Genomic DNA, 19984 nt, shown 5'->3' with positions numbered 1-19984 from the left:
TTGACGTCATCCCGGACCGGATCGCCGCAGGCGGAACGGAGCCGGGACCCACCCGCCGCTCCGTCGCCCCACTCCCCCTTCAAGCGAGAGCCTGACCATGGCCGAGAACGATCCGACCGCGCCGGTCGTGCACGACGCCTACTCCGACGACTACATCCGCGACATCCTGCGCGGGGTGAAGACCATCGCCATGGTCGGGGCGTCGGACAACTGGAACCGGCCCAGCTACTTCGCGATGAAGTACCTGCAGCAGAAGGGCTACCGGGTGTACCCGGTGAACCCGAAGGTGGCGGCGGCGGGCGGCGAGATCCTCGGCGAGAAGGCCTATGCCGACCTCGATTCCCTGCCCGAGACCGTCGACATGGTCGACGTGTTCCGCAATTCGGAGGTCGCCGGAGCGGTGACCGACGCCGCCATCGGCCACGGCACACGCGTGGTGTGGATGCAGCTCGGCGTGCGCAACGATGAGGCGGCGGCGCGGGCCGAGGCGGCCGGCATCAAGGTCGTCATGAACCGCTGCCCGAAGATCGAGTTCTCCCGGCTGTTCGGCGAGCTCGGCTGGCACGGCTTCAACAGCCGGGTGATCTCCTCGAAGCGCCGCATCCCGGGCAAGAGCGACGCGGTCGGCGGCGACAGCGACGTCGGCGACGGCTTCGTCGCCAAGGGCTTCGAGACCCTGGCGGTGCACGCCGGCTCGGCCCCCGACCCGACCACCGGCGCGCGCGCCACGCCGATCTACCAGACCACGGCCTACGTGTTCGACGACGTCGACCACGCCGCCTCGCTGTTCAACCTGCAGACCTTCGGCAACATCTACTCGCGGCTGTCGAACCCGACGGTGGCGGTGCTGGAGGAGCGGATCGCCGCGCTCGAAGGCGGCCACGGCACCACCTGCACCGCCTCCGGCCACTCCGCCCAGATGCTGGCGCTGTTCGCCCTGATGGGCCCGGGCGACCGGTTCGTCGCATCGAAGCGGCTGTACGGCGGCTCGATCACCCAGTTCGGCCGGACCTTCCAGAAGTTCGACTGGCACTGCGACTTCGTCGACGTCGAGGAGTTGGAGATCGTCCGCCAGGCCGCGCTGCACCCGAAGTGCAAGGCGATCTTCGCGGAGTCGCTGGCCAACCCCGGCGGCGTGATCACCGACATCCAGGCCCTGGCGCGGGTCGCCGACGAGGCCGGGGTGCCGCTGATCATCGACAACACCATGGCGACGCCGTACCTGTGCCGGCCGTTGGAGCACGGCGCCGACATCGTGGTGCACTCGACCACCAAGTTCCTGTCCGGCCACGGCAACGCCATGGGCGGCGCGGTGGTCGACGGCGGCAAGTTCGCCTGGGACAAGAACGACAAGTTCCCGTCGCTGTCGAAGCCGGAGCCGGCCTATCACGGCCTGACCTTCTTCGAGACCTTCGGCGACCTCGCCTACACCATCTACGGCCACGCCGTCGGCCTGCGCGACCTCGGCCCGACCATGGCGCCGATGAACGCCTACCTGACCATCACCGGCATCGAGACCCTGCCGCTGCGCATGGAGCGGCACGTGGCCAATGCCGCCAGGGTGGCGGAATGGCTGGCCGCCAACCCCAAGGTCGCCTGGGTGTCGTATGCCGGGCTGCCGGGCAACAAGTACCACGGGCTCGCCCAGCGCTACCTGCCGAAGGGTGCCGGCTCGGTGTTCACCTTCGGGATCAAGGGCGGCTACGAGGCCGGCGTGCGGGCGGTCGAACGCTGCCGGCTGCTGTCGCACCTGGCCAACATCGGCGACACCCGGTCGCTGATCCTGCACCCGGCCAGCACCACGCACCGCCAGCTCACCGAGGAGCAGCGCACCGCCGCCGGCGCCGGCGACGACGTGATCCGGCTGTCGATCGGGCTGGAGAATGCCGACGACATCATCGCGGACCTGGAGCGGGCGCTGGCCTGAGGGTCGACCGGTGGCCACCAGCGTTCATGTCGAGTGGGGCGAGCACGGCGCCGCCCTGCCCGGTTACGACGTGGTGGTGATCGTCGACGTTCTGTCGTTCTCGACCTGCGTGTCGATGGCGGTCGAACGCGGGGCGGCGGTCTATCCGTTCCCGTTCCGCGACCGCGACGCCGCCGACGCGGTCGCCGCGGCGCTGGGGGTGCGCAGCGCCGGGCTGCGGAATGCCGGGGGATTGTCGCTGTCGCCGCCGACGATGCAGAGCCTCTCCACCAGCGAAGCGGTGCTGTTGCCGTCGCCGAACGGCTCGACCCTGTCGCTGCTTCCCGACGGTCCTTCCGTGCTGTGCGGCTGCCTGCGCAATGCCGGCGCAGTGGCCCGGGCGGCGCGGGACCTCGGCGAGCGGATCCTGGTGGTGCCGGCCGGCGAGCGCTGGCCGGACGGGCGCCTTCGGGTGGCGGTCGAGGACCAGATCGGCGCCGGCGCGATCGTCGCCGCCCTCGCCGCCGGCAGCGAGAGCCCGGAGGCCGCCGTGGCGCGCGGCGTCTTCACGGCGGCCCGCAACGACCTCGGGGCGGTCCTGCGGGACTGCCTGTCCGGCCGCGAGCTGATCGGCATGGGCTTCCCCGAGGACGTCGACTGTGCCGTCGAGCCGGACACTTCCGCCCTCGCCCCGCGGCGGGTCGCCGAGGACCGCCACTACGGCGACCTCGGCGTGACGCTGCCGGCCGGGATCGCCGAACGGGCGGTGATCCGCTACGAGGCCTGAGCCCGGCGGATCCGCCACAGCGCCAGCGACGCCACCAGGGTAGCCGTCGCCACCCCGACCGACAGCCAGAGCGCGGCGGCGTCGCCGAGCCGCTCGATGACCACGGCATAGGCGAACGGCGCCAGGGCGGACAGGAAGAAGCTGGGCACCAGCAGCCGGCCGACCACGGTCCCGTAGGTCGCCGGGTCGAACAGCACCAGCGGCAGGGTCCCGCGGGTGATTGTGGCGAGGCCGTTGCCGGCGCCGTACAGCAGGGCGAAGGCCAGCGCGGCGGCCAGCCAGGCGCCGCTCGCCAGCCCGACGGCGAGGCCGACCGGAATCAGCCCGGTGGCGATCAGGTTCAGGACCAGCGGGTCGAGACGGCGGCCGAACAGCACCTCGCCCAGCCGGGCCGAGGACTGGCCGATCCCGCGCACCGAGGCGATCCAGACCGCCGCCCCGGCCGACAGGCCGAGCCCGGACAGCAGCCCGATCATGTGCGCCGACATCGCCGAGTTCAGGAACGCGGTCAACGTGACCACGGCCGCGTACAGGGCGGCGACGCCCCAGTCGCGGCGCCGGCCGGCGGCGGTGCGGGCCTCTCCGGCGGACGCGGGTCCGGCGGCGAACTCGTGGCGGTCCCGTGGGATCGTCAGGTGCAGCGGCACCGTCAGCAGCGCGATCCCGGCGTAGGCCGCCAGCGCCCCGCGCCAGCCGAGTCCGGCGATCAGCGCGCTGCCGATCGGCCAGAATGCCGTCGAGGCCAGCCCGCCCAGCAGGGTGATCTGGGCGATCGGGCGCCGGGCCGCCGGGCCACCGATCCGCGCCAGGGTGGCGAACGCGGCGTCGTACAGCGTCATCCGCATCGCCAGGCCGAGCACCACCCACGCCGCGTAGTAGCCGGCCACGCCGTCGGCGGCCGACAGCCCGAGACACCCGGCGGCGGTCAGCACCGACCCGGCGGCCATCACCGGCCGGCCGCCGGCCCGGTCGATCAGCCGGCCGACCGGTGCCGACACCAGCCCCATCACCACAAGGGCCGCGGAGAACCCGCCATAGACCACCGAGGGGCGCCAGCCGAGATCGGCGGCGATGGTCTCGCCGAAAACGCCGATCAGGTAGTAGGAGAGCCCCCAGCAGGTGAGCTGAGAGACCCCGAGACCGACGACGGTCCCGCGGGCGATCGCCGGTGCCAGCGCGGTCATCCCCGTGGGTCCGTGCTCTCGCCCTCGCCCAGCTCGCGCTGCATGATGACGCTGTCGACCCAGCGGCCGAACTTGAAGCCGACGGCCCGCAGCGTGCCGGTGCGGCAGAAGCCGAAGGCGGCGTGCAGCCCGATCGACGGCTCGTTGGCGGTGTCGCCGATCACCGCGATCATCTGCCGCCACGGGCCGGCCTCGCAGCGCTCGATCAGCGCGCCCAGCAGCGCGCGGCCGACGCCGCGGCCGACCAGACCGGCGCGCACATAGACCGAGTTCTCGACGGTGAACCGATAGGCCGGCCGCGGCCGGTAGGCGGAGGCGTAGCTGTAGCCGACCACCTCGCCGTCGAGTTCGGCCACCAGATGGGGGTAGCCGGCGGCGATCACCGCATCGCGCCGCCGCGCCATCTCCTCGACCGACGGCGGCTGCTCCTCGAAGCTGGCCAGGCCGTGCAGCACATGGAACGCGTAGATCTCCTGCATCCCCGGCACGTCGTCGTCCCGGGAATCGCGGACGGTCGGCACGAGGGACTTGGCTCCGGCACCGGCCGGATCGGTCTCGAGAAGGCTCATTGCGGTACGTGGTCCCCGACAGGCCGGCCGTCGGTCCGTGACGGCCCTGGACGCATTGTGGCGTGGGTCCTGTCGATAATGGAAATTTGGACTTCTTATCTGTTCGATGAGAAATTCTTTGAATGCGCGGCCTCAACCTCGACCATCTCCACACCTTCGTCGACGTCGCCGAGCTCGGCAGCTTCTCGGCCGCGGCCGAGCGCCAGAACCTCACGCAACCGGCGGTCAGCCTGCAGGTCCGGCAGCTCGAGCAGCGCCTGGGCGTGCGGCTGCTGGAGCGCACCGGGCGGCGGTCGACGCCGACCGCCGCCGGGCTGGTTCTGCTCGAGCACGTCCGTCGCATCGACGCGGCGGTCGCCGGCGCCCTCGACGCGCTGGCCGAGCATGCCAGCGGGGTCGCCGGCCGGGTCCGGCTCGGCACCGGGGCGACTGCCTGCACCTACCTGCTGCCGCCCCTGCTGCGGTCGCTGAAGGCCCGATTCCCGAGCCTGGAGATCGTGGTCACCACCGGCAACACCGCCGAGATGCTGCGGTTGCTGGAAGAGAACCGGCTGGACGTGGCGTTCGCCACCCTGCCGATCCCGGCCCGCGGCTTCGCCGTCACCCCGGTGATGGACGACGAGTTCATGGCGATCTTCCCGCCCGACCAGGACCCGGTCCCCGAAACCGTGACGCCGCAGGCATTGGCGGCCCGGCCGGTCGTGCTGTACGAGCCCGGCGCCAACACCCGGCGGATCGTCGACGACTGGGCCGCCCGCGGCGGGCTGACGCTCAGGCCGATCATGCAGCTCGGCAGCGTCGAGGCGATCAAGGAGATCGTGGCCGCCGGACTCGGCTGCGGGGTGCTGCCGGGCATGGCGCTGCGCGGCGACCGCACCGCCCCCGGCCTGGTGGCCCGCTCGCTGGAGCCGCCGCTGATCCGCAAGCTGGCGATCGTGGTGCGCCCGGACAAGCCACTGACCCGCGGGCTGCGGGCCGTGGTCGACGGCCTGCAGAGCCTCGCCGGGCCGGGCTCGTAGCCGCTATTCCGTCCAGCTCTCCGAGAACGCCAGCGCGCAGGTGCTGAACGGCCTGCCCTCGCGCTCGCGCGGGAACGGGGTGCCGGCGGCCTGCTGGCCGTTGACCGTCAGCCGGGCGCCGTTCGCCGGGATCAGCACCGTGCACACGCCGTACGGCCGGCCCGGGGTCTGGTTCGGCTGGGTGTGGATCAGCAGCGGATCGCCGCAGTCGTACCAGGTGAGCTCGACATCGTCGTCGTGCGACACCAGCCGCTCGGTCCAGAAGTAGCGCGGGTCGCCGGACTTCGAGAACTCCGCGTCGGTCACCGGGATCGTGGTGTCCGCCAGTTCCGGGTTCAGCATGCCCTGCACGGTCTGCTGCAGCCACCGCGCCATGGCGATGTTGTCCGAGTAGATCCGCCAGCGGTCGCCGGTCAGCTCGCTCTTCAGGTACAGCACGTGGCCGGGGCCGCCGGGACAGGTGATGACCCGCCAGAAGCTGGCGTCGGTCGACAGCGGGTCGCCGTCCTTGACGGACAGCCGGATGAACGGGTTCTCGCCGGTCATGATCAAGCGGTTCGGATCGAGCGTGCTCATGGCGTGTGCCTCCCTTGTGCGGCCGGGCTCCGGTCGGGGCCGTTTCGCCGAATTGGTCGCCAGCTTAGCGTGCCGGTCAGGCTTCCAGCACGATCTTCCCGACCACCTTGCGATCACGAATCAGCGCCAGCGCCTCGGCCATGCGGGCGAGCGGCAGCCGCGCCATGACCGCCGGCTTCAGCCTGCCCTCCTGGTACAGCCGGAAGATCTCGGCTTGGGCCTCGGCCATCAGCGCCGGCGTGCGGTCGCGGTAGTCAGACCACTGCAGGCCGGCGACCGCGATGTTCTTGACCAGCAGGTAGTTGGCCTTGATCTCCGGGATCCGGCCGGCGGCGAAGCCGACCACCACCATCCGCCCGCACCAGGCGAGCGCGCGCATCGCCGCGTCGAACGGATCGCCGCCCAGCATATCGATGCAGATTTCGGCGCCGTTGCCGTCGGTCACGGCCTGGACCTGCGCCCTGAGGCCGTCGCGCAGGTTGTCGACCGACAGATCGATCACGTGGTCGGCCCCGGCGTCGAGCGCGGCCTGCGCCTTCGACGGCGTGGTCACGCCGGCCAGCGCGATGCCGCCGAATGCCTTGACGAGCTGGATCGTGGCGAGCCCCACGCCGCCGGTCGCCCCGTTGACCAGCACGGTCTCGCCGGGCCTGAAGCCGGCACGGTCGCGCAGCGCGAACCAGGCGGTCTGGTAGACCAGCCCCATGGCGGCCGCGTCGTCGAACGGCACCGCGTCGGGCAGAAGGAAGCACTGCTCCGGCCGCGCCACCACCTGCTCGGCAAACGCCCCGTACTCGACCTGGACCATCACCCGGTCGCCGGGCGCCGGGGCCGTCACCCCCTCGCCGACCGCCAGCACCTCGCCGGCCAGTTCCTTGCCCGGCGTGAACGGCAACGGCGGCTTGTGCTGGTAGCGGCCCTCGACCACCAGCAGGTCCGGGTAGTTCACGCCGGCCGCCCGGGTCCGGACCACGACCTCGCCGGGTCCCGGCACCGGATCCGGCAGCGCGACGAACTCGGCATTCTCCGCCGGCCCGAAGGCCCGCATCACCACGGCGTGCATGTCAGTCCCCGATCAGGTCGTCGTTGGCGTCGCCGAGGGCCGGGAACCCCCAGCCACCTTCCGGGCCACCCTCCGGGTCGCGGTAGATCGGCGCAATCGGCGGCGGCAGCGGAGTCAGCGTCTCGGCCCCCGCCGGCATCGCCCCGCGGAACAGGCCGCGGGCCTGGAAATGCGGATCGCCGGCGGCCTCGCCGATCGACTTCACCAGGGTCACGCAGGCGTCGACACCCTCGAACGCCGCCAGCCAGTTCCCGCTCGGCCTGGAGGCGATGATGTCGCGCACCGCCGCCATGGTGGCGGCCGGATCGCGGGAATCGTCGACCAGCCCCTCCGGCAGGCCGATGACCCGGCAGAAGTTCAGCCAGAACTTCTGCTCGAGCGGCGCGCAGGCCAGCCAGCGGCCGTCGGCGCAGCGGTACACCTGGTAGCGCGGCGAGCCGCCGGTCACCAGCTCGCCACCGGGCCGCGGGTCGGGCCGGCCGACCGCCCGCTCGCCGAGCGCCCAGTACGCCCAGGCGAACAGGTTGTCGCCCATGGCGACGTCGAGATGCGCGCCCTCGCCGGTCTTCTCGGCCTCGCGCAGCGCCAGCAGGATCGAGATGACGGCCGGCATGGTACCGCCGCCGATGTCGGCCACCAGCACCGGCGGCACCACCGGGTCGCCGGCCCGGTCGGCCCCCAGGTTCAGCACCCCGGTCTCGGCCATGTAGTTGAGGTCGTGGGCCGCCACCTGGGCCTTCGGTCCGTCCTGGCCCCAGCCGGTGATCGAGCAGTACACCAGCGCCGGGTTGATCGCCTTCAGCGTCTCCCAGCCGAGCCCCAGCCGGTCCATCACGCCCGGCCGGAACTGCTCGATCAGAACATCAACATCGGGAATCAACTGTTTGATCAAACGAATGGAGTCGTCGCTCTTCAGGTCGACCGCCAGGGATCGCTTGCCGCGGTTCAGCAGGGCGAAGTTGACGCCGCTGTCGGCGGTGACCTTCGGCGGGTAGTGCCGCATCTCCTCGCCGCTGCCGGGCCGCTCGACCTTGATCACGTCGGCCCCGGCCTCGGCCAGGATCAGGGTCGCCATCGGCCCCGGCAGCAGGGTCGAGAAGTCCAGGACCCGGACGCCGGCCAGCGGCTTGCGCGGAGCCGTCACTCGCCAGCCTCCCGCTCCGCCCGACGCTTGGCGACCACCGCCCGGCGGGCCGGCGCGTAGTGGCGGGTGCCGTAGGTCTCGAACAGCGCCTTGGTGACGTCGTGGTGATGGTGCAGGCCGGTGCGCTCCAGCAACTCGATCGGGCCTTCGGGATAGCCGAGGCCGAGCTTCACCGTCAGGTCCATGTCGGCGGCGCTGGCCAGCCCCTCGTCGAGCCGGGTCAGCGCCTCGTTGTAGTAGGGCCGGATCAGCCGGTCGAGGATCCGGCCGGCGAAGTCGCTGCACACCGAGACCTGCAGCCCGGCCTCCTCCAGGATCGCCCGCGCGACCTCGACCGAGGCCGGGTCGGTCGCCGGCTGGCGGACCAGCTCGACCAGGTCCGACGGGTCGCCGTCGCCGAGGCGGAAGCGGGCGAAGCCGACGGTGTTGGAACCCTCGAGGCCGGCGTTCTCACCGGTCGCCTCGCCCAGGCACTCGGTGCCGAGCTCGACCAGGATCGCCGCCTTGGACGGGTCGGGCCTGTAGGCCGCGACGGCGCCGGCCCCGAGAAGGACGGTGACGGTGCCGTCGGCGGAAGCCCGCTCCAGGAACGGGTGCGGGCCCGGAAACGACCGGCTGGCGCCGGTATCGACGATGACGTAGCGCACCATCTCAGCCTCCGTACATCGCGTCGCGGTCGTAGGTGAAGAAGCCGCGGCCGGACTTCCGTCCGAGATGGCCGGCGGCGACCATGCGCTTGAGCAGCGGCGGGGCGGCGCAGCGCGGGTCGTGGGTGACCCCGTAGAACGCCTCGCAGAGCAGCACCTGGGTGTCCAGGCCGATCAGGTCGAGCAGCTCGCACGGGCCCATCTTGTAGCCGAGGCCGGCCTTGATCGCCCGGTCGACGTCGGCCGGCTCGGCCACCCCGGCCTCGATCAGCCGGATCACGTCGTTGTTGAACGGCACCAGGAAGTAGTTGAGCACGAAGCCCGGCGTGTCCTTGGTCTTCACCGGGCGCTGGCCCATGGCCTCGCAGAACGCCCAGGCCGCCTTGAAGGTGTCCTCCGAGGTGTTCAGCCCCGGCGACATCTCGACCAGCTTCATGAGCTGGGCCGGCAGGCAGAAATGCATGCCGACCACGCGGTCCTCGCGGCCGCAGCCGCTGGCGATCTCGGTGATCGACAGGGTCGAGGTGTTGGACGCGAAGATCGTGCGGTCCGGGCAGATCTCGTCGAGCTGGCCGAACAGGGCGCGCTTGACCTCCAGGTTCTCGAACACCGCCTCGATGACGATGTCGCACTCGGCGAGATCGGCGAGGAAGCTGGTCGAGCTGCTCGCCGCCAGGGCGGCGTCGGCCTGCTCGCGGGTCAGCTTGCCGCGCTCGACCGACTTGCCGAAGAACCCCTCGGTCTGGCGGCGCGCGCGCTCGAGGCTTTCCTCGTGGGTGTCGTACAGCACGACCCGGTAGCCGGCCCGGGCCGCCACGATCGCGATCCCGGAGCCCATGGTGCCGGCGCCGCAGACGCCGACGGTTCGGATCTCGGACAAGGTTGCCCTCCTACTTGCGCACGAAACTGCGGCCGATGAGCTGCCGGTGGATCTGGTTGGTGCCTTCCCAGATCTGGGTGATCTTGGCGTCGCGCATCAGCCGTTCGACCCGGTAGTCGCGGATGTAGCCGTAGCCGCCGTGCAGCTGCACCGCCTCCTCGGAGATCCGCATGGCGAGGTCGGAGGCGCGCATCTTCAGCATCGAGGCCTCGACCCCGAAATCGGTGGCGCCGGCCTCGACCATGCGGGCGACCCGCCACAGCCAGTTCTCGCACATCGCCAGGTCGGTCGCGAGGTCGGCCAGGGTGAACTGGATGCCCTGGAACTCGACGATGCGGCGGCCCGACTGGCGGCGGTCGTTGATGTAGTCGACGGCGTCCTCGAACGCGGCCCGGGCGATGCCGAGGGCGTGGGCGGCCACGCTGGGGCGCGACTTGTTCAGCGACGCCAGCAGGATCTTCAGCCCCTGCCCCGGCTCACCCAGCACGTTGCCGCGCGGCACCCGCATGCCGTCGAACGACAGCGCCACCGTCGGTGCGGCGCGGTGGCCCATCTTCTCCTCCTTGCGGAGCACCGACAGGCCGGGCGTGCCCTTGTCGACCACCAGCGCGGTGATCGCGCCCTTGGGATCGTCGATCTCCGACCATTTGCCGAACACCAGCAGGTGGTCGGCGATGTCGCCATTGGAGATGAAGGTCTTGCCGCCGTCGACGACCACGTGGTCGCCGTCCGGCGTGAACCGGGTCTTCATGCCGGTGGCATCCGAGCCGGCCGACGGCTCGGTGATGCACAGCGCGCCGACCCCGCCTTCGGCGACGCTCGCCAGCACCCGCCGCTTCAGCGCCTCGGAGCCGAAATCCATCACCGGCTTCATGCCGTGAAAGGTGGTCGCCCAGATGATGCCGGTCGAGGCGCAGGCCTTCGACACCTCGCGCACGCAGGCGAGGTAGACCGAATAGCTGAGGCCGATGCCGCCGTACTCCTCCGGCACGAACATGGCGTTCAGACCGAGCTCGTTGATCGCCGCGATGTTCTCGGCCGGATAGGCCTCGCGGCGGTCGTAGTCGGCGGCTCGCGGGGCGATCACCTCGGTCGCCAGCCGGCGCACCGACTCCAGCACCGCCGCCTCGTCCTCGGGCAGGTCGAGCGACGCGTCCAGGCGGTCGAATACGGTGGTCATGGTCAGCGTTCCCAATTCTCAGCGATCCCTGAACGTCGGCTTGCGCTTCTCGACGAAGGCGGCCAGCCCCTCGTCGGCGTCCTCGGTACGGTAGGCCAGGGTCGACAGGTCGGCCTCGACCTTCAGCCCCTCGTGGATCGGCAGGTCGAGCGCCCGGCTCACCGCCTGCTTGGCGAAGGCCAGCGCCGGCAGCCCGTAGCGGGTCATCTCGCCGAGGAACGCCAGGGCGGCGGCCATCGGATCGTCGCCCGCGACGATCCGGTTCACCAGCCCGATCCGCTCGGCCTCGGCGGCGTCGACGGTGCGGCCGGTCATGATCATCTCGAGCGCCCGGCCCTCGCCGATCAGCCGCGGCAGCCGCTGGGTGCCGCCATAGCCGGGGATCAGGCCGAGCTTGATCTCCGGCAGGCCCACCTTGGCGCTCGGCACCGCCAGCCGGAAGGTGCAGGCCAGCGCCATTTCCAACCCGCCCCCGAAGGCGTAGCCGTTGATCAGCGCGACCGACGGGATCTCCAGGGCGGCGATCTTCGCGAAGGCCGCCTGCCCGGCCTCGGCACCGCGACGCTGGGCCATCAGGTCGCGGCCGATCAGCTCCTTGATGTCGGCCCCGGCGCAGAACGCCTTGTCGCCGGCACCGGTGATCAGCAGGCCGCGGACATCCAGCGACGCCACTTCGTCGATCAGTTTAGAAAACTGGCCTATCAGACTGAAATTAAGCGCGTTAAGCGCATCCTGACGGTCGATGGTCAGAACCGCGACACCGTCGCGGGTCGAAAGGTCGAGGCTCATCGCCCGCTCCCGATGTGATGCCGCCCGTCGCTGGGTGGGTTCCGGCTCGGTCGCGCCGTAGCGGCGCGTCCGTCCGGAATGACGACAATTATACTAACCGTCATTCCGGACGAGCCGGGACGCCTGAGCGGACCGGATCGAGCCGGAACCCACCGGCTGCCACAGCGACCGACGTTTCTGCAGATCAAAGGCCTCATCCCGCCGTCTCCGGCGCCCGGAACCGGCAGGGCTGCGGGGCGATGCGGCCGGCCTTCGCCCACTCCGCCAACTCGCGCTTCAGGATCTTGCCGCTGGCGGTCAGCGGGAAGCTGTCCATCACCATGAAGTATTCCGGCATGTCGTATTTCGACAGCCCGACCTCGTAGAGGTGGGCGAGCACCTCGTCCGCGCCGGGCGCCGCGGCCCCCGACGGCAGCACCGCCAGGCACAGCCTCTCGCCGAGCCGCTCGTCCGGCACCGCGAAGGCGGCGGCCCGCTCGACCGCCGGGTGCTTGATCGCCAGGTCCTCGACGCGCGCCGGGAAGATGTTGTGGCCGCCGCGGATCACCACGTCCTTCAGCCGCCCGACGATCGACAGGTTGCCGCGCTCGTCCAGCACCCCGAGGTCGCCGGACAGAAACCAGCCGTCGCGGTTGAACGAGGTCTCGGTGGCCTCCTGGTTGTCGAAGTAGCCGAGCATCAGGGCCGCACCCTTGCCGCCGATCTGCCCGACGGTGCCGACCGGCACCTCCCGGTCGGGATCGTCCTGGGCGAAGATCCGGACCGTGTAGCCGGCGCCGCCGCGTCCGCAGGTCTTGCAGATCGTCGCCTCGTCGTCGCCCGGGTGGGTGTACTGGTGCGAGGAGTTCTCGGTCATGCCGTAGATGTTCTGCGGCCGGACACCCTGCGCCACGAACCGCTCGGCGACCGCCGGTGGGATCGGCGCGCCGGCCATGTAGAACAGGTTGACCGAGCCGAGCCGCCCGATCCCGCGCCGCGCCTGCTCGGCCTGGATGTCCATGGCGTGGGTCGGCACGCCCATGACGTAGGTCGCCCCGGTCTCGATCATCCAGTCGAGCCGGGACAGGCCGGGTGCGGGATCGTCGATCACCAGCTCCATGCCGGCGACCAGCCACTGGCCGACCGCCACCCAGGCGATGTGGTGGCTGAGCGGCGACAGGGTCAGCAGCACCGTGGAATGGTCGTGCCGCCAGTCCTTCACCAAGTCGCGGCAGTTGGTCAGCAGCGAGTTGTCCGAGTGCATCACGCCCTTGGGGCGCCCGGTGGTGCCGCTGGTGAAGGCGAGATAGCAGACGGTGTCCGGGTTGAGATCGGGCGCGCGCAGGTTTCGCGGCGCGGTCCCCGGCGCCGGCAGGTCGCCGCTGCCGCGGTCCTTTGGCAGCCGGAACACGCGGCGCATGTCCGGCAGCGCCGAGACCGCGGCGACCGGGTCGTGCCGGTCGGTGTCGGCGCCCCAGCCCTGCTCCACCACCGCCGCGGTCGCCCGCACCCGCGACAGCAGGCCGGCGATCTCCTCGACCGTGTAGTTGCGGTGAAGGGACGGGTTGCAGACATAGCCCTGGCGCGAGCAGGCCAGGAACGCGGCCACCACCTCCGCCCGGTTCGAGGCCCACAGCGCCACCCGCTCGCCGGTCCGCACCCCGGCCTCGTGGAAGGCGTCGGCGATCGCGTCGACCCAGTCCTTCAGCTCCCGCCACGTCAGGTGCCGCGCGGAATCGCGCACCGCCCTGGCATCCGGCCGGGCGGCCGCGTGCTTGGCCAGCAGCGCGTAGAACGTCTCGTCGTGCCACAGCCCGGCGGCGTAGTAGGCCTTGGCCTCGGCCGGGTCGTGCAGGGTCAGCAGCCGGCTCATCCGAAAGTTCCCCGATGATGCGGCGACCGGTGGGTCCCGGATCGGCCCAATGGCCGTCCGGGATGAGGCTGGGGGGAATGTGTGTCCCTTCCTCGGGGCCTCATCCCGGACGACGCGTCAGCGACGATCCGGGACCCATCGGCTCTTGCGACCGCAGCCACTGCGCGCCTCAATGCCCGAACTTGTCGACGTCCGGCGAACGCCGCTCGCCGAACGAGGCCGACAGCTCCTTGGCCTCGTCGGTCCTCAGGTAGAGCTTCAGCAGCAGGTCGTGGCTGACCCGGCCGAGCCCGCCGACGCCACCGTGGCGGGCCAGGAAGGCGCTCTTGATGCCGGCCAACGCCAGCGGTCCGCGGTCGGCGATCTCGAGCGCCCACTTGCGGGTCTCCGCGCGCAGGTCGGCATCCGGCACCACCCGGTTGATCAGGCCCATCTCCACGGCCTCGGCCGCGGTCACCTTGCGGTTGGTGTACCAGAGCTCCTTCGCGCGCTTCTTGCCGATCGCGTCCTCCAGGTACCAGGTGCCGTAGCCGGCGTCGAAGCTGCCCATCATCGGGCCGACCTGGCGGAACACCGCGCTCTCCTTGGCGATCGTCAGGTCGCAGACCACCTGCAGCACGTTGCCGCCGCCGACCGCGAAGCCGTTGACCATGGCGATCACCGGCTTCTGCAGCTTGTCGATGGCGTCGTACATCTCGAGGGTCGGCAGCACGCCGGCATACAGGTTGGTGTCCTCCATGGCGTCCTTGCGGCCGCCGATGCAGAAGAACTTGTCGCCGGCCCCGGTCAGCACCACCACCCGGGTCCGGGTCTCGCGGCGGATGCCCTCGATGCAGTCGCGGATCTCGTGGCAGGTGACGGCGGTGAACATGTTGCCGTCTTCCGGCCGGTTGATGGTGATCCAACCGATCGGGCCATCCTCCTCGTAGAGGATGGTCTCGAAGCGCCGGGCGTCGTCGGCCATGCGAATGGTCTCCTGAACGTCGGTTCATTTTTCGAACGCATTACCGCAACGACACGCCCGCCTCCGCAACCCCCTCGGCGCAGATTCGGCGGCAAGGCTGCGATGCCGGGGCGGCGCGGACGCCCCGGTACCGCAGCCGGGCGTCGCCTCAGCGGGTCAGCGCGAACATCAGCTGGTAGATCCCGGCCTCGACGTCGCGGGCCTGCCGGGCGGCCAGCCCGCTCTCGATGCCGGACTCCGCGAGCGCCGCCTCGACCGCCGCCCGGTCGGTCCCCTCGATGATCGCCACGAAGGCCGAGCGGCCGTCGGGGCCGACCCGCAGCTGCTGCTCGGTGGTCGGCGTCAGGCTGCGCCCGCTGTCCGCCTCCAGGAGCTGCACCCGGGTGATGCCGGAACGGTCGCGCAAATCGTGCAGGGCCTGGCCGGCGATCCACCGGACGACGGCCTCGCGCTCGCCCTCCGGCGGGTCGAATCGCACCGTCGCGACGAAGCCGCCGGCGACCTCGCCCGACACGAAGCGGACCCGGCAGGAGGCCCGGACGAAGTTCCGGAACGACGGCATCATGCGCCGCGTCCACTCGGTCGGCCGGTCCAGCACGTCGCGGTAGACCGGATCGTCGAAGCACGCCAGCGAATCGAGTTCGTAGATCGCCACGTAGCGGTGCCGGCCGCGATCGACGCGCCGGTACCGGCGGCCCGATCGCCAGCCCGGCATGCCGACGCGCTGGGGCACGTGCTCGCGGTGGTACCACTCGTTGAACTCCGGCTCGGCCCCGGCCTCGACGTCCCCCCAGACTCCCAAGACTGCGTCGCTCATCCCTGTCCTCCCCTGCGGAAGCGGTTTGCCGCGCCGGGCACGGCATGCTCCGATCTCGGGCCTGACTGTCGTGCAGCCGGCCGGCCATGGCAACGGCCCGTTGCCGGACCTTGGGGAGAACCATCATGCGTATTCTGCTGATCCAGGGGGCCAACATGGAGTGGCTCGGCAACCGTCCGCCGGAACTGTACGGCACGACCACGGCCGCCGAACTCGATGCGATCATGCAGGCCGAGGCCGAGCGCCAGGGAGTCGAGTTGGAGATCGCGTACACCAATGTCGAGGGAGTCGCGATCGACCGTATCTACAAGGCGGTACGCGACGGCGTCGACGGCCTGCTGATGAACCCGGCCGGCTTCCTGTATGCCGGCTACGCACTGCGGGACTGCCTGCACGGTATCCGGATGCCCTATGTCGAGGTCCACATGACCAACATCGAACGACGGGGCATGCACTCGGTGCTGGCCGGCGAAGCGGACGGTCTGGTCGTCGGGTTGGGGATCGACTCCTACCTACTCGGGCTGGAGGCGCTTATTCGCGTCGTCAGGCGCCGACCGGCGGCATAGCCGCGACACTTCGCGGTTCACCGCATCGCCCATCGACCGAGCAAGCCGCTGCCGCATCTCCTGCCACCGGCCGGGACCAGCTCCCCGGCCGGGCCGCCGCTCCGCGCGCCCGCCCCGCCATAAACATTTGAATACAAAGATTCCTCATTCGAGTCATCGCTTTGAGCAGGCGAGTCTCCATAAGACGATTAGGTCGATGTTCACGCTTAGAATATGCAAGAACAAAGTAATAGAGGCGATTATTGTCTAGCTTATCAGATGATTTTCTTGTTTCTTTTGCGGCCAAGACTTCTCCAAACCCGTCATATGAGATATCGTCCCGCACACCGGTGGATGGATGGGGCTCCGTCCGAAGAATGTCGGGGGACAGTCGGACTGATGTTCTGGCCGAACCAACAGAGCGACTGGCTGGTTCGACGGAAATCCGAGTGGTGACAAGCCACCGACGCCAATCCGACCGGGCTGAACTGGGAGGAATCAACTCATGCAACTTGCCAAGAAGTTCGCGCTGACTGCCTTCATTGCGGCTGTCGCCCTGTCTGCGACCCCCGCGGAGGCCCAGAAGGTTCGATGGAAACTGCATAGCGCCTGGGGCTCGAGCGTCCCGCACCTCGGCACCTCCGCGGTCCGCTACAGCGAGACCGTCGAGCGGATGACCGGCGGCGACTTCAAGCTGAAGTTCTTCGAACCGGGCGCTCTCATTCCCGCCAACGAGGGCTTCGACGCCACTTCGAAGGGCTCGATCGAGGCCGCCTGGACGACTGCCGGATACGATGTCGGCAAGTACCCGGCCCTCGCCTTCTTCACCGCCGTGCCGTTCGGACCGTCGATGGGCGAGTACTTCGCCTGGAAGAAGTTCGGCGGCGGCGACGAGCTGGAGCAGGAGATCTACGGCCAGCACAACGTGAAGAAGATCGACTGCTTCGCCATCGGCCCCGAGACCTCCGGCTGGTTCAAGAACGAGATCACGGACCTCGAGCAGATGAGAGGTCTGAAGATGCGGTTCTTCGGCCTCGGCGCGCGGGTCATGCAGAAGCTCGGCGTCTCCACCCAGTTGCTGGCGGGCGGCGACATCTTTCCCGCGCTCGAGAAGGGCGTGATCGACGCCACCGAGTTCTCGATGCCGGCGATGGACATCAAGTACGGCTTCTACCAGATCGCAAAGTTCAACTACTTCCCCGGCTGGCACCAGCAGGTTTCGGTCAGCCATCTGCTCGTCAACATGGACAAGTGGAACGCGCTGCCCGAGAAGTATCAGGCGATCCTCGAAGTGGCCTGCGGCGACAGCATCCACCACACCTTCGCCGAGACCGAGTACGTCAACCCGTCCGCCATGCTCGAGATGGGCGAGAAGTACGGGGTCGCCACCAAACGCTGGACCGACGCGCAGCTCGCGTCGTTCGAGAAGGCCTGGCTCGAGGTGCTGGAAGAGGATTCGAAGTCCGACCCCCTCTTCAAGAAGGTGGCCGACAGCTACCTGGCGTTCCGCAAGCTCTATGCGAAGTGGGGCAACGCGCAGTCGCTGAAGCCGACGTATCTGGACTGAAGACGTCCCGCCCTGGGGGACGCAACGGGTGACGGGGGGGAGCGCGGTCGAGCCGTGGGTCGGCGGCGCTTCCCTTCGGACCTCGACCGCCCCCTCCCTCCATCCTTCGGTCGCGCTCAGGGGAGCCCAGGCGATGCAGTACTTCGCACCTGCTTTGCGGACGTTCGGCAGGAATCCAGCACTCTCGGTCGCCGTCGTCGCGTTGCTGGTGATGGCCGCCGCCTACGCGTCGATCATGAGCATGACGGTCGACGAGCAGAACGAGCTGCTCTGGACGATCCAGGACTACCTGCCGATCGTCATGTTCGCGTCGCTCGCGACGCTCCTGTTCTCGGGTTTCCCGGTCGCCTTCATCCTCGGCGGGCTGTCCCTGCTGTTCGGGCTGATCGGCTACTACCTCGACATGTTCTCGCTGATCGAGTTCTTCAATTTCATGCCGCGGATCTGGTTCCAGGGGGCGGAGAACCTGGTGCTGGTATCGGTTCCGGCCTTCGTCTTCATGGGCGTCATGATGGAACGCAGCGGGGTCGCCAACGATCTGCTGTACTGCGTCCAGGTGCTGCTGAAGCGGGTCGCCGGCTCCCTTGCGCTGGCCGTCGTCGTCATGGGCACCGTCCTGGCCGCGATGACCGGGATCATCGGCGCCTCGGTCACCATGATGACCGCGCTGGCGCTGCCGACCATGCTGCGCCAGGGCTACAGCCACGCGCTGTCGACCGGCTGCATCGCCGCCTCCGGCACGCTCGGAATCCTGATCCCGCCCAGCATCATGCTCATCATCATGGCCGACCTGATGGCCGTGTCGGTCGGCAACATGTTCATGGCGGCGATCCTGCCGGGGCTGTTGCTCGCGGTGTTCTACCTGCTGTTCGTCGGGATCTTCGCCAGGCTGAACCCGCGCGCCGCGCCGCCCTTGCCGGTCGACCTGCTGCACGTGCCGGCGCGCGACTACCCGAAGATGATCTTCAAGAGCTTCCTGCCGCCGGTGCTGCTGATCTCGATGATCAAGGGGTCGATCCTGTTCGGCATCGCCACGCCGAGCGAGGCCGGCGCCGTCGGGGCCTTCGGCACCCTGCTGCTGGCGGCCGGCAACCGGCGCCTGACCTTTCCGCTGGTCCAGGCGGTGTGCAACACCTCGGCCCGCACCATCGCGATGATCTTCTTCATCATCATCAGCGCGACCTGCTTCGCCTACGTCTACCGCTCGCTCGGCGGCGACGACATCGTCGAGCACCTGATCACCTCCGCCGGGCTGGGATCCTGGGAACTGCTGTTCCTGCTGATGGGGATCACCTTCTTCCTCGGCTTCTTCCTCGACTGGATCGAGATCACGCTCATCGTCCTGCCGGTGTTCGCGCCGCTCGTCGCCTCGCTCGACTTCGGGGACCATGTGGCCGCGAAGGACGTGGTGTTCTGGTTCCTGATCCTGATGGCGGTGAACCTTCAGACCTCGTTCCTGACGCCGCCGTTCGGCTTCGCGCTGTTCTACATGAAGGGGATCGCGCCGAAGGAGGTGAAGATCCAGTCGATCTACCGGGGAATCGTGCCGTTCGTGATCCTGCAGCTGATCGGCCTGGTGCTGGTGATCTGGCAGCCCAACATCGCGCTCTGGCTGATGAAATCCGTCTACGACTACTGACCCGAAGGCCGGAACTGGAGGCAGCACCGTGACACAGGCTACGGCAGACATGGCGCCCGGCAAGACGCCCGCGGCCAGCGAGCTGACACAGCTGGATCCCGATCGGCTCCCGGCGATCCTCGCGGTGAGCATGCGGCTCCGGAACTTCGTCGACCGGGTCGGGCGATTCGGATCGTGGTTCGCGCTCCCGCTGATCCTGGTGACGGCCTTCGATCTCGGGATCCGCAAGACCGGCTGGATGCAGGTGTGGCTCGTCGAGAACGTCAGTCCCTATTTCGGTTCGACGCTGCTGCAGGAACTGGAGTGGCACGCCCACACGGTGCTGTTCTGCCTGGTGCTCGGGTTCGGCTACATCTGGAACACCCATGTGCGGGTCGACCTGGTCCGCGAGAACCTGGCGTTCCGCAAGAAGGCGTGGATCGAGTTCCTCGGCCTCAACCTGTTCCTGATCCCCTTCACCCTCGTGGTCGCCTATTTCGCCTTCGTCTACGCGTACGATTCCTGGTCGATCAACAGGGAGCCGAGCTGCGCCTGGTACGAGTGCGGCGAGGTCTCGGCGTCGCTGGTCGGGCTCAGCCACCGTTGGGTGATCAAGCTGACCCTGGCGTTCGGCCTGGTGGTCGTCCTGATCGCCGGGGTCGCGGTCTGGCTCGAGGTCGCGGTCGCGCTGTTCGGCCCGCCGCACTGGCGGTTCCACCTGAGCACGCTCGATTGGCCCGAAGCGGAGGGCTCGACGATCGAGGGCAAGGAGCGGCTGGACCTCGACGCCGCGCCCGACGAGCTGGAACGGCGGGCCAGAGCCCACGGCGACGACGGATCCGCGGAGCGTTAGCGGGCGGCGGCGGCTTCGCGGGGA

Annotated in this window: 19 protein-coding genes; 7 read left to right on the top strand and 12 right to left on the bottom strand. The window is 69.6% G+C overall.

The features are described 5' to 3' along the window. Window positions 1–97: 97 nt before the first annotated feature. Both IE246_RS07685 and IE246_RS07680 read left to right on the top strand, forming a co-directional pair. Window positions 98–1927, top strand: coding sequence for an O-acetylhomoserine aminocarboxypropyltransferase (locus IE246_RS07685; protein ID WP_189988379.1), 1830 nt, complete (start codon window positions 98–100; stop codon window positions 1925–1927). Between the two features lie 10 nt (window positions 1928–1937). Further along, window positions 1938–2693 carry a 2-phosphosulfolactate phosphatase gene (locus IE246_RS07680; protein ID WP_189988378.1) on the top strand — a complete coding sequence of 252 codons (756 nt, stop codon included), beginning with the start codon at window positions 1938–1940 and terminating at the stop codon, window positions 2691–2693. Here IE246_RS07680 and IE246_RS07675 read toward each other — a convergent pair. After that, on the bottom strand, window positions 2681–3877 hold the full coding sequence (locus tag IE246_RS07675) for an MFS transporter (protein ID WP_189988377.1): 1197 nt from the start codon (window positions 3875–3877) through the stop codon (window positions 2681–2683). The genes IE246_RS07680 and IE246_RS07675 overlap by 13 nt on opposite strands. Then, window positions 3874–4446 carry a GNAT family N-acetyltransferase gene (locus tag IE246_RS07670; RefSeq protein WP_189988376.1) on the bottom strand — a complete coding sequence of 191 codons (573 nt, stop codon included), beginning with the start codon at window positions 4444–4446 and terminating at the stop codon, window positions 3874–3876. The genes IE246_RS07675 and IE246_RS07670 overlap by 4 nt, the downstream gene beginning before the upstream one ends. A 122-nt stretch (window positions 4447–4568) precedes the next feature. Here IE246_RS07670 and IE246_RS07665 point away from each other — a divergent pair, with 122 nt between their 5' ends. Then, a complete protein-coding gene (locus tag IE246_RS07665) occupies window positions 4569–5465 on the top strand; it encodes a LysR family transcriptional regulator (RefSeq protein ID WP_189988375.1) in 897 nt (298 codons plus the stop codon). Between the two features lie 3 nt (window positions 5466–5468). On the opposite strand, the gene IE246_RS07660 is transcribed toward IE246_RS07665, so the two are convergent. From IE246_RS07660 to IE246_RS07615, 10 genes are all read right to left on the bottom strand, one after another. After that, on the bottom strand, window positions 5469–6041 hold the full coding sequence (locus IE246_RS07660; protein ID WP_189988374.1) for a hypothetical protein: 573 nt from the start codon (window positions 6039–6041) through the stop codon (window positions 5469–5471). Window positions 6042–6117: 76 nt separating this feature from the next. Continuing rightward, the gene (locus tag IE246_RS07655) at window positions 6118–7104 is read right to left on the bottom strand and encodes an NADPH:quinone oxidoreductase family protein (RefSeq protein WP_189988373.1); all 987 of its coding nucleotides are present in this window, start codon (window positions 7102–7104) and stop codon (window positions 6118–6120) included. Between the two features lies 1 nt (window position 7105). Continuing rightward, window positions 7106–8248: a CaiB/BaiF CoA transferase family protein gene (locus IE246_RS07650; RefSeq protein WP_189988372.1), complete on the bottom strand. Its 1143-nt coding sequence runs from the start codon at window positions 8246–8248 to the stop codon at window positions 7106–7108. Further along, entirely contained in the window at window positions 8245–8898 is a 654-nt protein-coding gene (locus IE246_RS07645; protein ID WP_229836635.1) for a 3-hydroxyacyl-CoA dehydrogenase family protein, read from the bottom strand. Before IE246_RS07645 ends, IE246_RS07650 begins: the two co-directional genes overlap by 4 nt. Before the next feature lies 1 nt (window position 8899). Beyond that, window positions 8900–9775: a 3-hydroxyacyl-CoA dehydrogenase family protein gene (locus IE246_RS07640; RefSeq protein ID WP_189988371.1), complete on the bottom strand. Its 876-nt coding sequence runs from the start codon at window positions 9773–9775 to the stop codon at window positions 8900–8902. Between the two features lie 10 nt (window positions 9776–9785). Then, the gene (locus tag IE246_RS07635) at window positions 9786–10955 is read right to left on the bottom strand and encodes an acyl-CoA dehydrogenase family protein (protein WP_189988370.1); all 1170 of its coding nucleotides are present in this window, start codon (window positions 10953–10955) and stop codon (window positions 9786–9788) included. Between the two features lie 18 nt (window positions 10956–10973). Then, complete coding sequence (locus IE246_RS07630) at window positions 10974–11744, bottom strand: enoyl-CoA hydratase/isomerase family protein (RefSeq protein WP_189988369.1); 771 nt, start codon at window positions 11742–11744, stop codon at window positions 10974–10976. Between the two features lie 193 nt (window positions 11745–11937). Beyond that, on the bottom strand, window positions 11938–13596 hold the full coding sequence (locus IE246_RS07625; RefSeq protein ID WP_189988368.1) for a class I adenylate-forming enzyme family protein: 1659 nt from the start codon (window positions 13594–13596) through the stop codon (window positions 11938–11940). Between the two features lie 169 nt (window positions 13597–13765). After that, window positions 13766–14560: an enoyl-CoA hydratase-related protein gene (locus tag IE246_RS07620; RefSeq protein WP_189988367.1), complete on the bottom strand. Its 795-nt coding sequence runs from the start codon at window positions 14558–14560 to the stop codon at window positions 13766–13768. Window positions 14561–14708: 148 nt separating this feature from the next. Further along, on the bottom strand, window positions 14709–15377 hold the full coding sequence (locus tag IE246_RS07615) for a DUF4286 family protein (protein WP_189988366.1): 669 nt from the start codon (window positions 15375–15377) through the stop codon (window positions 14709–14711). Window positions 15378–15502: 125 nt separating this feature from the next. Here IE246_RS07615 and IE246_RS07610 point away from each other — a divergent pair, with 125 nt between their 5' ends. The 4 genes from IE246_RS07610 to IE246_RS07595 all read left to right on the top strand — a co-directional run bounded on the left by IE246_RS07610 (window position 15503) and on the right by IE246_RS07595 (window position 19960). Beyond that, complete coding sequence (locus IE246_RS07610) at window positions 15503–15943, top strand: type II 3-dehydroquinate dehydratase (RefSeq protein WP_229836632.1); 441 nt, start codon at window positions 15503–15505, stop codon at window positions 15941–15943. Between the two features lie 484 nt (window positions 15944–16427). Continuing rightward, window positions 16428–17489: a TRAP transporter substrate-binding protein gene (locus IE246_RS07605; RefSeq protein WP_189988365.1), complete on the top strand. Its 1062-nt coding sequence runs from the start codon at window positions 16428–16430 to the stop codon at window positions 17487–17489. Window positions 17490–17622: 133 nt separating this feature from the next. Continuing rightward, complete coding sequence (locus IE246_RS07600; RefSeq protein WP_189988364.1) at window positions 17623–19128, top strand: TRAP transporter large permease; 1506 nt, start codon at window positions 17623–17625, stop codon at window positions 19126–19128. Between the two features lie 28 nt (window positions 19129–19156). Then, window positions 19157–19960, top strand: coding sequence for a TRAP transporter small permease subunit (locus IE246_RS07595; protein WP_189988363.1), 804 nt, complete (start codon window positions 19157–19159; stop codon window positions 19958–19960). The last annotated feature ends 24 nt before the right edge of the window (window positions 19961–19984 follow it).

The sequence above is a fragment of the Thalassobaculum fulvum genome (genome assembly GCF_014652915.1).
Taxonomy (GTDB): domain Bacteria; phylum Pseudomonadota; class Alphaproteobacteria; order Thalassobaculales; family Thalassobaculaceae; genus Thalassobaculum_A; species Thalassobaculum_A fulvum.
The sequence above is the reverse complement of the archived record's forward strand: the minus strand, read 5'-3'. Positions and strand labels throughout refer to the sequence as shown.

Excerpts from the sequence above, each read along its gene's own strand:
- IE246_RS07625 (WP_189988368.1), bottom strand. The coding sequence starts at position 13,596 with ATGAGCCGGCTGCTGACCCTGCACGACCCGGCCGAGGCCAAGGCCTAC.
- IE246_RS07620 (WP_189988367.1), bottom strand. The coding sequence starts at position 14,560 with ATGGCCGACGACGCCCGGCGCTTCGAGACCATCCTCTACGAGGAGGAT.
- IE246_RS07605 (WP_189988365.1), top strand. The coding sequence starts at position 16,428 with ATGCAACTTGCCAAGAAGTTCGCGCTGACTGCCTTCATTGCGGCTGTC.
- IE246_RS07675 (WP_189988377.1), bottom strand. The coding sequence starts at position 3,877 with ATGACCGCGCTGGCACCGGCGATCGCCCGCGGGACCGTCGTCGGTCTC.
- IE246_RS07610 (WP_229836632.1), top strand. The coding sequence starts at position 15,503 with ATGCGTATTCTGCTGATCCAGGGGGCCAACATGGAGTGGCTCGGCAAC.
- IE246_RS07665 (WP_189988375.1), top strand. The coding sequence starts at position 4,569 with ATGCGCGGCCTCAACCTCGACCATCTCCACACCTTCGTCGACGTCGCC.
- IE246_RS07655 (WP_189988373.1), bottom strand. The coding sequence starts at position 7,104 with ATGCACGCCGTGGTGATGCGGGCCTTCGGGCCGGCGGAGAATGCCGAG.
- IE246_RS07670 (WP_189988376.1), bottom strand. The coding sequence starts at position 4,446 with ATGAGCCTTCTCGAGACCGATCCGGCCGGTGCCGGAGCCAAGTCCCTC.
- IE246_RS07685 (WP_189988379.1), top strand. The coding sequence starts at position 98 with ATGGCCGAGAACGATCCGACCGCGCCGGTCGTGCACGACGCCTACTCC.
- IE246_RS07630 (WP_189988369.1), bottom strand. The coding sequence starts at position 11,744 with ATGAGCCTCGACCTTTCGACCCGCGACGGTGTCGCGGTTCTGACCATC.
- IE246_RS07600 (WP_189988364.1), top strand. The coding sequence starts at position 17,623 with ATGCAGTACTTCGCACCTGCTTTGCGGACGTTCGGCAGGAATCCAGCA.
- IE246_RS07645 (WP_229836635.1), bottom strand. The coding sequence starts at position 8,898 with ATGGTGCGCTACGTCATCGTCGATACCGGCGCCAGCCGGTCGTTTCCG.
- IE246_RS07615 (WP_189988366.1), bottom strand. The coding sequence starts at position 15,377 with ATGAGCGACGCAGTCTTGGGAGTCTGGGGGGACGTCGAGGCCGGGGCC.
- IE246_RS07635 (WP_189988370.1), bottom strand. The coding sequence starts at position 10,955 with ATGACCACCGTATTCGACCGCCTGGACGCGTCGCTCGACCTGCCCGAG.
- IE246_RS07660 (WP_189988374.1), bottom strand. The coding sequence starts at position 6,041 with ATGAGCACGCTCGATCCGAACCGCTTGATCATGACCGGCGAGAACCCG.